Source organism: Kitasatospora cystarginea (assembly GCF_039533515.1).
Taxonomy (GTDB): Bacteria; Actinomycetota; Actinomycetes; order Streptomycetales; family Streptomycetaceae; genus Kitasatospora; species Kitasatospora cystarginea.
Window position 1 is genome coordinate 1 of sequence record NZ_BAAATR010000039.1, and the last position, 11,538, is coordinate 11,538.

The 11,538-nt window shown below is 71.7% G+C and carries 9 protein-coding genes; 6 read left to right on the plus strand and 3 right to left on the minus strand.

The features are described from left to right. Positions 1-537 precede the first annotated feature (537 nt). Both ABD369_RS31605 and ptsP read left to right on the plus strand, forming a co-directional pair. The gene (locus ABD369_RS31605) at positions 538-987 is read left to right on the plus strand and encodes a PTS sugar transporter subunit IIA (protein WP_344640025.1); all 450 of its coding nucleotides are present in this window, start codon (positions 538-540) and stop codon (positions 985-987) included. Positions 988-1,170: 183 nt separating this feature from the next. Further along, the gene (ptsP, locus tag ABD369_RS31610) at positions 1,171-2,841 is read left to right on the plus strand and encodes a phosphoenolpyruvate--protein phosphotransferase (protein ID WP_344640026.1); all 1,671 of its coding nucleotides are present in this window, start codon (positions 1,171-1,173) and stop codon (positions 2,839-2,841) included. A gap of 60 nt (positions 2,842-2,901) precedes the next feature. Here ptsP and ABD369_RS31615 read toward each other — a convergent pair whose 3' ends face one another. The 3 genes from ABD369_RS31615 to ABD369_RS31625 all read right to left on the minus strand — a co-directional run bounded on the left by ABD369_RS31615 (position 2,902) and on the right by ABD369_RS31625 (position 6,646). Then, positions 2,902-4,920: an acetoacetate--CoA ligase gene (locus ABD369_RS31615; RefSeq protein ID WP_344640027.1), complete on the minus strand. Its 2,019-nt coding sequence runs from the start codon at positions 4,918-4,920 to the stop codon at positions 2,902-2,904. A 149-nt stretch (positions 4,921-5,069) separates the two neighbouring features. Then, complete coding sequence (locus ABD369_RS31620; RefSeq protein ID WP_344640028.1) at positions 5,070-5,627, minus strand: NUDIX domain-containing protein; 558 nt, start codon at positions 5,625-5,627, stop codon at positions 5,070-5,072. Beyond that, the gene (locus ABD369_RS31625; protein WP_344640029.1) at positions 5,624-6,646 is read right to left on the minus strand and encodes an NUDIX hydrolase; all 1,023 of its coding nucleotides are present in this window, start codon (positions 6,644-6,646) and stop codon (positions 5,624-5,626) included. The genes ABD369_RS31620 and ABD369_RS31625 overlap by 4 nt, the downstream gene beginning before the upstream one ends. Before the next feature lie 250 nt (positions 6,647-6,896). On the opposite strand from ABD369_RS31625, the gene mmuM reads away from it, so the two are divergent. The 4 genes from mmuM (at position 6,897) to glpK (ending at position 11,453) form a co-directional block, all read left to right on the plus strand. Next, a complete protein-coding gene (gene mmuM, locus ABD369_RS31630; protein ID WP_344640030.1) occupies positions 6,897-7,826 on the plus strand; it encodes a homocysteine S-methyltransferase in 930 nt (309 codons plus the stop codon). Between the two features lie 122 nt (positions 7,827-7,948). Next, the gene (locus ABD369_RS31635; RefSeq protein WP_344640031.1) at positions 7,949-8,713 is read left to right on the plus strand and encodes an IclR family transcriptional regulator; all 765 of its coding nucleotides are present in this window, start codon (positions 7,949-7,951) and stop codon (positions 8,711-8,713) included. A gap of 358 nt (positions 8,714-9,071) precedes the next feature. Continuing rightward, positions 9,072-9,791, plus strand: a complete 720-nt coding sequence (locus tag ABD369_RS31640) for an MIP/aquaporin family protein (RefSeq protein ID WP_344640032.1) — start codon at positions 9,072-9,074, stop codon at positions 9,789-9,791. A 147-nt stretch (positions 9,792-9,938) separates the two neighbouring features. Beyond that, positions 9,939-11,453 carry a glycerol kinase GlpK gene (glpK, locus tag ABD369_RS31645; RefSeq protein ID WP_344640033.1) on the plus strand — a complete coding sequence of 505 codons (1,515 nt, stop codon included), beginning with the start codon at positions 9,939-9,941 and terminating at the stop codon, positions 11,451-11,453. The last annotated feature ends 85 nt before the right edge of the window (positions 11,454-11,538 follow it).

Below are 11,538 nucleotides of genomic sequence, written 5' to 3' on the forward strand. Positions count from 1 at the left end.
TTTGGCACGCTGTTGAGTTCTCAAGGAACGGACGCTTCCTTCGGACCGCCTTCCAGCGGAACCTCCGGGCGCTTCGTTCTTTCGTGTTTCCAGCTTAGCAGATCCGTTTTCCCGGCGTTGACCAGGTGTTTACCGATCTGACTTGCTCCGTTCACCGCTGAAGCGCGGCGACCTGAGCAACGATAGCCGCTTCTGGCGCCAGCGCCTAATCGGGACGCGGCCACTGTCACCCGATCGGATGCGGGGCGCCCGCCCGAGGCACCGGTCGCCACGATCGTCGGGGGCCGCCCGCATGCCGTAGAGTGCGGCGCATTGGGCAAGAGGACTAGACCACTTGAGTTCGCGGGGATCGTCGCCGTCTGGGCTGCGGGCCGGTCTCATCGGTGTGGTGCCCGGCCGACGGCCGGGCGGGACACCGCTGTTTCCACCCGCGAGACTCTTGCGATATGTCCCAACTTGGCATGATTTACGCTTCAGTCGATGTCTCCGTCGCTGCCCGCGGCGGCACGATGTGCTCCGTACTTGGGAGGCTCCACCATGACCACTGTGACCTCACCGCTGGCCGGTCGCGCTGTCGGGCTGGCCAATGTGCCCGACCCCGTTTTCGCCGGCGCCATGGTGGGTCCCGGCACCGCCGTCGACCCGGTGCGGGAGCCCACTGCGGCGGTGGCGCCGGTGGACGGTCTGGTGGTGTCGATGCACCCGCACGCGTTCGTGGTGATGGATGCGGACGGCCACGGCGTGCTGGTCCATCTCGGGATCGACACCGTGCAGCTGAACGGCGAGGGCTTCGAGCTACTGGTCAGCAAGGGCGACCAGGTGAAGCGTGGTCAGCCGGTCATCAAGTGGGACCCGGCGGCCGTCGAGGCGGCGGGCAAGTCCCCGATCTCGCCGATCGTCGCGCTGGAGGCGTCCGCCGAGCAGCTCGGTGAGGTTGTCGAGAGCGGTGAGGTCGCCATCGGCGGCGAGCTGTTCACCTGGAACTGATTCCGGGTACACGCGCACCGTGCGCCGTCCCTCCAGCTCGTGTGGGACGGCGCACCGCACTATCGGGCCGCGGAGCGGCCACCACCCGTAGTGACCCCAGAGACGGACGAGCCCGGTCCGGTCCCGACGAGTGCCAGCAGGAGTGGCGCGTGGCCGGATTGCGGGTGAAAGGAACTCACGAAGATGGAACAGGCACTGCGCGGCGTAGGCGTCAGCCATGGTGTCGCGATCGGCCAGGTCCGGCACATGGGTACTGCGGCTCTCGAACCGCCCGCCACTCAGATTCCGACCGAGGAAGCGCCGCGTGAGCAGGCTCGTGCGCAGGCGGCCGTGGACGCGGTGGCGGCGGATCTGATCGCTCGTGGCAACCTGGCCGGTGGCGAGGCCCAGGCCGTGCTGGAGGCGCAGGCGCTGATGGCGCAGGATCCCGAGCTGATGGCCGACGTCAGCCGGCGGATCGCGGTCGGCAGCAGTGCGGAGCGCGCGGTGTACGACGCCTTCGCCGCGTACCGGGCGCTGTTGTCGGCGGCGGGTGACTACCTGGCCGGGCGGGTCGCCGACCTGGACGACGTCCGCAACCGGATCGTCGCCCGGCTGATGGGTGTGCCGATGCCGGGCGTGCCGGACAGCGACGAGCCGTACGTGTTGTTCGCCCGGGACCTCGCGCCGGCCGACACCGCCTTGCTGGACCCGACGCTGGTGCTCGGTTTCGTGACCGAGGAGGGCGGGCCGACCAGCCACAGTGCAATTCTGGCGCGGGCCATGGGAGTTCCGGCCGTCGTCGCGCTGCCGGGTGCGACCGGACTGGCCGAGGGCCGGCTGGTGGCGGTGGACGGCAGCACCGGCGAAGTGCTGGTCGACCCGTCCGAGGAGAAGCAGGCTGAGCTGCGGAAGACCGCGGCCGAGCGGAAGGCCGCGATGGCGGCCTCGTCCGGTCCGGGGCAGACCTCCGACGGGCACAAGGTGCCGCTGCTCGCCAACGTCGGTGGGCCGGCCGACCTGCCGGCCGCGCTGGAAGCGGGTGCGGAGGGGGTCGGACTGTTCCGCACCGAGTTCCTGTTCCTCGACGACTCGGCGAAGGCGCCGAGCGAGGAGAAGCAGGTCGAGGCCTACCGCAAGGTGCTGGAGGCCTTCCCGGAGAGCCGGGTCGTGGTGCGGGTGCTGGATGCCGGCGCGGACAAGCCACTGGACTTCCTGACCCCCGCGGACGAGCCGAACCCGGCGCTGGGTGTGCGCGGCCTGCGTACGTTGCTGGACCACCCCGAGGTGCTGCGGGGCCAGCTCCGGGCGCTGGCCAAGGCTGCCGAGGGTCTGCCGGTGCACCTTGAGGTGATGGCGCCGATGGTGGCCGACCGGCTGGACGCCAAGGCGTTCGCCGAGGCCTGCCGGGAGGCCGGGCTGGCGGCCAAGTTCGGTGCGATGGTGGAGATTCCGTCGGCTGCGCTGCGGGCCCGCTCGATCCTGCAGGAGGTCGAGTTCCTGTCGCTGGGGACCAACGACCTTGCGCAGTACACCTTTGCGGCCGACCGTCAGGTGGGTGCGCTGGCGCGGCTGCAGGACCCGTGGCAGCCGGCGCTGCTCGACCTGATCGCCGCCGCCGCGGACGCGGGCCGGGCCACCGGCAAGAGCTGCGGTGTCTGCGGTGAGGCCGCGTCCGACCCGCTGCTGGCCTGTGTGCTGACCGGTCTCGGAGTGACCAGCCTGTCGATGGGTGCGGCGTCGATCCCGTATGTGCGCACCGCACTGGCCAAGTACACGCTGGCACAGTGCCGGCGGGCGGCCGAGGCGGCGCGGGCCGCCGACACCGCCGAGGAGGCGCGGGCCGCGGCGCAGCAGGTGCTGTCCGGCGAATGAGGTGAGCGGTGAGAGGTGCGCCCCTGGTGAGGGGCGCACCTCTCACGTCGCGAGGTGCGGTCAGGCCCGGCGTTCGCGGCCGAGGGTCTCGAAGAAGCGCAGGTGGTCGAGGTTGTCGACGGAGCCGGGGTTGACCGCCTGGTCGAGGGGGGTGCCGGAGAGCAGTCGCTTGACCGGGACCTCGATCCGCTTGCCGGTGAGGGTGTGCGGGAGGCCCTTGACCGCGATGACCTCGTCGGGGACGTGGCGCGGGGAGAGCTGTTCACGCAGGGAGGTGCGGATGCGGGTGCGGAGGGCGTCGTCGAGTTCGGCGCCGGGGGCGAGGACGACGAAGAGCGGCATCCAGTAGCCGCCGTCGGCTTCCTCCAGGCCGATGACCAGGGATTCGGCGATCTCGGGCAGGCGCTCGACGACCTCGTAGATGTCCGAGGAGCCCATCCGGACTCCCTGGCGGTTGAGGGTGGAGTCGGAGCGGCCGTGGATGACGACGGTGCCGCGGGAGGTGGTGGTGATCCAGTCGCCGTGGCGCCAGACGCCCGGGTACATGTCGAAGTAACTGTCTTGGTAGCGGCGGCCGTCGAGGTCGTTCCAGAAGCCGGTGGGCATGGACGGGAGCGGCTTGGTGACGACCAGTTCGCCGACCTGGTCGGTGTGGGGGTGCCCCTGGACGTCCCAGGACTCGACGGCGGCGCCCAGGCAGGGGGCCTGGATCTCGCCGAGGTACACCGGGAGGGTGGGGACGCCGCCGACGAAGCAGCTGCAGATGTCGGTGCCGCCGCTGACGGAGGCGAGCCAGACGTCCTGCTTGACCTCGTCGTAGATCCACTGGAAGCCGTCGGGCGGAAGCGGGGAGCCGGTGGTGCCGACGCAGCGCACCGCGCCGAGGTCGAGGTCGCGGCCGGGGTGCAGTCCCGCCTTGCGGCTGGCGATCACGTAGGCGGCGGAGGTACCGAGGACGGTGGCGCGGGTCCGGGCGGCAACGGACCAGAGGGCTCCGGTGTCGGGGTGGCCGGGGCTGCCGTCGTAGGTGACGATCGTGGATCCGACCAGGAGACCGGCGACGAGGAAGTTCCACATCATCCAGCCGGTGGAGGTGTACCAGAGGAAGCGGTCCTCGGGGGTGAGGTCGAGGTGCAGGGCGGCCTGCTTGAGGTGTTCGACGAGGATGCCGCCCTGGCTCTGGACGATGGCCTTGGGGAGGCCGGTGGTGCCGGACGAGTAGAGCACCCAGAGCGGGTGGTCGAAGGGGACCTGTTCGAAGACGGGCGCGGTGTCGGCGCCGACCAGGCCGTCCCAGTGGAGGGCGCCTTCCGGGGCCGGGGCGCCGAGCAGCGGGACGTGTACGACGGCGCGCAGGGTGGGGAGTTCACGGCGGAGTTCAGCGACGACCTCGGTGCGGTCGTGGTCCTTGCCGCCGTAGTGGTAGCCGTCGACGGTGAACAGGACCACCGGCTCGATCTGCTGGAGGCGGTCGAGGACGCTGCGGGCGCCGAAGTCGGGGGCGCAGGAAGTCCAGACGGCGCCGACGGCGGCGGTGGCCAGCAGGGCGACCACGGCCTGCGGGATGTTTGGCAGGTACGCGCCGACGCGGTCACCGGGGCGGACGCCCTGGGCGCGGAGGGCCTCGGCGAGGGAGGCGACCTGGCGGCGCAGCTCGGCCCAGCTGAGTTCGGTGGGCTGCTCGGTGGTCTCGTCGAGGTGGAGGATCGCCGGGCGGTCGGCGTGGGCCGGGTCGTCCGCGTAACGGAGGGCGTGCTCGGCGTAGTTGAGGCGGGCGCCGGGGAACCAGCGGGCGCCGGGCATGGATCGGCCGGCGAGGACGGTGTCGGGTGCGGTGGAGAATCGGACGTCGAACCACTGCGTGACGGCCGTCCAGAAGCGTTCCAGGTCTTCGGTGGACCAGGTGTGCAGGGCAGCGTAGCGGGCGGCGGCCTGGGCGTCGTCGGTGGTCGGGGCGAGGGGCCCGGCCGGGGCGCCGTGGTGCTCGGCGGCCCAGGTCTGGAAGGCCACCAGCTGGGTGCCGGCGGCGCGAGCGGGGTCGGGCCGCCAGAGGGGCTGGTCCTGGGTGGGGGTGCTCACGGTGGTCTCCCGGCCGGGGGTGGGGACGGGGGTGCTCGTGGCGGATCCCGTCCGGCTGGCACTGACGGTGCAGACCATGCCATGTGATCGTCGGCTGCGCCAGGTCTCCTGGGCAGTAGTAAGTGGTGCGGGGGTCGGGACGGGCCGGGTCAGAGGTGGGCGTAGGCGCCCTGGAACCAGGCCGTGGAGACTCGGGTGTGGAAGGGGAAGGCGAGTTGGACGGGCGCGGGTATCAGCTGCCAGCCGTCCGTCTCGTCGGTGGGTTCGGAGGGCGGCAGGTCGGCGAGGTCGCGTGCGGGCAGCAGGCCGAAGAGGCAGAGGAAGCCGCCGGCCCGGTCGGAGTCGGTGGCGACCAGGGTGATCTGCTCGGCCTCGGCCACGATGCCGGTCTCCTCGCGGAGTTCGCGTACGCAGGCCTGCTGCCAGCTCTCGCCGTAGTCCACGTAGCCGCCGGGGAGGGCGAGTTTGCCGTAGCCGGGCTCGATGGTGCGGCGGATGACGGTCAGGGCCTGGCCGTCGGCGGTGCTGACGGGGAGCAGGGTGACCACGACGGGCAGCGGGTTGCGGTAGCTGATCTCACCGCAGCCCGGGCAGGTGCGGGGCCAGGCGACGGTGCCGGCCGGGTAGGCCGTGCCGCACCAGTGGCAGTGCGTGCCCGGACCGAAGGGCCGGCGTTCGGCGGGGTGGTCGGCCTGCTGAGTGGTCATGGGGTGGATGGTAGTGGCCCGGGGTGGCCCGCGGACCCGGGTGCGGCCGGTTCGCCCTCGCGGGTGGGGCGGAGCAGCGGTGGGTGGAGGTACTGGGCGTCGCCGGAGCGGTAGCAGCGGGCCCGGGGGCCGCCGCGGGCCCCGCCGCGATCGGCGGTGGTGCCGGTGCCCTCGACGAAACCGGGGACGGAGAGGACCTTGCGGTGGAAGTTGCCCGGGTGGAGCTTCTCGTCCCATACCGCCTCGTAGACGGCGCGCAGCTCGGGGATGGTGAAGTCGTGGCCGAGGAAGGCGGTGGCCAGTGGGCTGTACTCGAGCTTGGCGCGGGCGCGGTCCAGGCCGTCGGAGAGGATGCGGGCGTGGTCGAAGGCGAGGGCGATGGCGGTGCCCTCGGCCGGGTCGGTGCCCTGGGATGCGGTGGTGTCCTCGCCGGCGGTGGGGCACTCGGTCGTGGTGGTGCTGTCCCTGGCGGCCCGGGCGGTCGTCGGGGTGGTGGAGCGGGCCCCGACCCGTCCGCCGACGCCACCCCCGTGGGCCTCGGCGGACGGGCCGGAGGCCCGGGTGGCAGCGAGGTCGACCGAGTCGACCCCGTGCCATGCGGCGGCTGCCGCGTCGGTGCCGGCCTGGGGGGCCGGCAGGTCAGGGGCGAAGGCCAGGTACGCGACCGAGACGACGTGCATCCGTGGGTCGCGGCCCGGGTCTCCGTAGGTACCGAGCTGTTCCAGGTGGATCCGGCCCAGTGCGGTGCCCGGGTCGGTGCCGAGCCGTAGGCCCGTCTCCTCGGCGAGTTCGCGGACCGCGGCCTGCTCCAGGCTCTCCTTGCCGGCGCGGAGGAAGCCGCCGGGTAGTGCCCAGCAGCCCTGGAAGGGCGGCTCACCGCGTCGGACGAGCAGGACGTGCAGCCTGCCCTGGCTCAAGGTCAGCGCGACGACGTCGACGGTGACGGCGATCGGCGGGTAGGCGGACGGTTGGTAGGCCGCCAACCACTGCTGCTCCGTTGCCACTGGTGGTGTTGACATGCCGCGCCTCCCCCCGGGGAACCGGTCGTTCTCCGACTGAGCAGAACCTAGCGCACGGCTCTGACAACCGGCCAACGGTTTTCGTGCCGGGGGATGCCGGCCAGCGGTGGGAGCGGCCCGGAGCGCGGCAGGAACCGGAGGGGCGGCGGGGCGGGCGGAGACGGGGCGGGATCCCGGCGGGTGGGCTGGTGGGTGGGGCTGACCTGGGGCGTCCTAGAGTGCAGACAGTTGGCACTGTCAGGAGGTCGCCGTGTCCGCCACTCCCCCCGCCGCCCCTTCGGGCGGCTTCGCCGCCGCGCTCGCGGCCGGTCCGCTGGTGCTCGACGGCGGGCTGTCCAACCAGTTGTCGGACGCCGGGTACGACCTGTCGGACGAGCTCTGGTCGGCGCGGCTGCTCGCGGACGATCCGGCGGCCCTCACCGGTGCCCACCTGGGGTACTACCGGGCGGGCGCGAGCGTGGCGATCACGGCCAGCTACCAGGCGAGCTTCGGGGGGTTCGCCCGGCACGGGGTCGGCCGGGCGGCGGCCGGGCGGCTGCTGGCACGGAGCGTCGAACTGGCCCGGGAGGCGGCGCGGCAGGCCGAGGTGGGGCGGCCGCTGTGGGTGGCGGCGTCGGTGGGTCCGTACGGTGCGGTGCTGGCGGACGGTTCGGAGTACCGGGGCGGGTACGGGCTGAGCGTGGCGGAGCTGGCGGCGTTCCACCGGCCGAGGCTGGAGGCGCTGGCGGCAGCCGGTCCCGATGTGCTGGCGGTGGAGACGATCCCGGACATCGACGAGGCCGAGGCGGTGCTGGGTCTGCTCGACGGGCTCGGGGTGCCCGCGTGGCTGTCGTTCAGTATTGAGGGGGAGCGGACCAGGGCCGGACAGCCGCTGGCGGAGGCGTTCGCGCTGGCGGCCGGGGTGCCCGAGGTGCTGGCGGTCGGCGTGAACTGCTGCACCCCGCAGGACGCGGACCGGGCGGTGCGGCTCGCCGCCGAGGTGAGCGGCAAGCCGGTGGTGGTGTACCCGAACAGCGGGGAGCGCTGGGCCGACGGCGGCTGGCGGGGCGAGCCGACCTTCCGTCCGGACCGCGTGGCGGGCTGGGTCGCCGACGGCGCGCGGCTGGTCGGCGGCTGCTGCCGGGTGGGCGAGGCGCAGATCTCGGGGCTCGCGCACGCCGTACGCGCCCTGCGGAGGTGATTGCACACCCGGTGAAGCCGACCGCAACTCCGGGGAAACGTGCGCGCCCGGCCATCGGCCTGGCAGACTCATGGCGATACCACTCGGTCGACAATGTCGACCGTCAGTCAGCGGAGGTGAACATGCCCGGCCCGATCCAGTCGCTCTCCCGGGCCGCCGCGATCATGCGCCTGCTGGCCGGCGGTGAGCGTCGGCTCGGCCTGTCCGAGGTGGCCACGGCGCTCGATCTGGCCAAGGGGACGGCGCACGGCATCCTGCGTACCCTGCAGCAGGAGGGTTTCGTCGAGCAGGATCCGGAGAGCGGTAAGTACCAGCTGGGCGCGGAGCTGCTGCGGCTGGGCCAGAGCTATCTGGACGTGCACGAGCTGCGCGCCCGCGCCCTGGTCTGGGCCGACGACCTGGCCCGGGCGGCCGGTGAGACGGTCTATCTCGGAGTGCTGCACCAGCAGGGTGTGCTGATCGTCCATCACGTCTTCCGGCCCGACGACACCCGCCAGGTGCTGGAGGTCGGCTCGATGCAGCCGCTGCACAGCACCGCGCTGGGCAAGGTGCTGATGGCCTACGACCCGGTTGCGCGCGGGGAGTTGGGCGTGGGCCCGTTGGAGTCGTACACCCTGCGCACCCTGACCGAGCTGGCCGACGTGGACGCGGAGTGCGCGCTGATCCGCGAGCGCGGCTGGGCGGACTCGATCGAGGAGACCTGGGAGGGCGTGGCCTCGATCGGTGCACTGATCCAGGACCGGCGGCGCAATCCGGTCGGCGCGGTGTGCATCAGCGGCGCGGTGGAGCGGGTCTGCGAGGACGGCTTCGTCCGGCCCTCGCTGGTCGCCTCCGTGCGCAGCGCCGCACGGGCGATCTCCCGGGACCTGGGCGCCGGTCGCTTCTGACCCCGCACTCCCCCATCACTGCGTGTCGAAGCGCGGACAGGCTGGAGCCTGTCCGCGCTTCGTCGTTCTGTCGGGTTTTCGCGTCATTTGCGGCCCGACTTCCGGGGGGTCGGCCGATCACTGCGAGTGATGGATCACAGGAGTATCACCCCGTCTTGACGTAGGGGCGACGGGAGGTGGAAGCTCTTCCGCATGGCGGTCGACATTGTCGAACGGCGTCCGTGAGAACCGGAACGCCACCGTCGGGGTGCGGCCCAGGGACGGGACGCACCCATCCCGTTGCGGACTCCCCCGCCGCGACGCGCCCTCCCCCACCTGCTCCGGGCAACACGGACGCCATACGGACAAAGGAGTCTCAGTGTCCGCCTTCTCCAACGGCGACATCTTCGTCGGCGAAACCCTCGGCACAGCCGCCCTGATACTGCTCGGCGGCGGCGTCTGCGCCGCCGTCACGCTGAAGAAGTCCAAGGCCCTCAACGCCGGCTGGCTCGCCATCACCTTCGGCTGGGGCTTCGCGGTCATGATCGCCGCGTACATGGTCGCCCCCAAGTCCGGCGCTCACCTCAACCCGGCCGTCACCCTGGCCCTCGCCGTCGACAGCGGCGACTGGAGCAAGGTGCCGGTCTACCTCGGCTCCCAGCTGCTCGGCGCGATGATCGGCGCCGTGCTGGTGTGGCTCACCTACTTCGGCCAGTTCCAGGCCAACGAGGAGCCCACGCTCGGCATCTTCTCGACCGGTCCCGAGATCCGGAACCCGGTCCAGAACCTGCTCACCGAGATCATCGGCACCCTGGTGCTCTGCATGGCGATCCTCACCCAGGGCCTCACCAAGGGCATCGGCCTCTCCGGCATGGGCGTGCTGATCACCTCGTTCACCGTGGTCGGCATCGGCCTCTCGCTCGGCGGCCCGACCGGCTACGCCATCAACCCGGTCCGCGACCTCGGCCCGCGCATCGTGCACTCGCTGCTGCCGATCCCGAACAAGGGCGGCTCGGACTGGTCGTACGCCTGGATCCCGGTGGTCGGTCCGGTCATCGGCGGTCTGCTCGCCGGTGCTCTGTACCACGTCGCGTTCTGACCTCGCCCCCGAACCACGCCGGGTTTGCCCCGCACCCGCTGACGGGGACTGAGACTGCGTCACCCGCACCCGCCCGTCACCCTCCACCCTTCCGAGGGCGCGCTCAGCGCGGCACCCCTTGGACCACTTACTCAGCCGAGGATCCCAATGACTGCCAACTACATCGCCGCGATCGACCAGGGCACCACGTCCAGCCGCTGCATCATCTTCGGCGCCGACGGCCGGATCGTCGCCGTCGACCAGCAGGAGCACAGCCAGATCTTCCCGCAGCCGGGCTGGGTCGAGCACGACGCCGCCGAGATCTGGACCCGAGTGCAGTCCGTGGTCCGCGGCGCGCTGGAGAAGGCCGGTCTCACCAAGGACGACATCCGCGCGATCGGCATCACCAACCAGCGCGAGACCACCGTCCTGTGGGACAAGAACACCGGCGAGCCCGTGCACAACGCACTGGTGTGGCAGGACACCCGCACCGAGGCGCTCTGCCGCGAGCTGGGCCGCAACGTGGGCCAGGACCGCTTCCGCCGCGAGACCGGCCTGCCGCTGGCCAGCTACTTCGCCGGCCCGAAGATCCGCTGGCTGCTGGACAACGTCGAGGGCCTTCGCGAGCGCGCCGAGCGCGGCGAGATCCTCTTCGGCACCATGGACACCTGGGTCATCTGGAACCTCACCGGTGGTGTCAACGGCGGCAAGCACGTCACGGACGTCACCAACGCCAGCCGCACCATGCTGATGAACCTGCACACCCTGGAGTGGGACGAGAAGATCGCCCAGTCCATGCAGGTGCCGATGGCCGTCCTGCCGGAGATCCGCTCCTCCGCCGAGGTCTACGGCCACGCGGTCGGCGACCTGGAGGGCGTGCCGGTCGCCTCGGCGCTCGGTGACCAGCAGGCCGCGCTGTTCGGCCAGACCTGCTTCGACGAGGGCGAGGCCAAGTCGACCTACGGCACCGGCACCTTCCTGCTGCTGAACACCGGCGAGAAGATCGTCAACTCCTACCACGGCCTGCTGACCACGGTCGGCTACCGGATCGGCGACCAGAAGCCGGTCTACGCCCTGGAGGGCTCGATCGCCGTCACCGGTTCGCTGGTGCAGTGGCTGCGCGACCAGCTCGGCATCATCTCGACCGCCGCCGAGATCGAGACCCTCGCCAACACCGTCGAGGACAACGGCGGCGCCTACTTCGTCCCCGCCTTCTCCGGCCTGTTCGCCCCGTACTGGCGCTCCGACGCCCGCGGTGTGATCGCCGGTCTGACCCGGTACGTCACCAAGGGCCACCTCGCCCGGGCCGTCCTGGAGGCCACCGCCTGGCAGACCCGCGAGGTCGTCGACGCGATGGAGAAGGACTCCGGCGTCGAGCTCACCGCCCTCAAGGTCGACGGCGGCATGACCTCCAACAACCTGCTGATGCAGAACATCGCCGACGTCCTGAACGCCCCGGTCGAGCGCCCGTACGTGGCCGAGACCACCGCGCTCGGTGCCGCGTACGCGGCCGGCCTCGCGGTCGGCTTCTGGCCGGACCTGGACACCCTGCGGGCCAACTGGCACCGCGCAGCCGAGTGGACGCCGCGCATGGACGACGCCACCCGCGAGCGTGAGTACAAGAAGTGGCTCAAGGCCGTGGAGCGCACCATGGGTTGGGTGGAGGAAGACGAGCAGGACTGAACCGAAGCCGGTCGGGGCGCCACGCCCCGGCCGGCCATCGGCGCTTCATCGGAAGCCTCGCCCGGGGCCGCCGACGGAGCTTCAT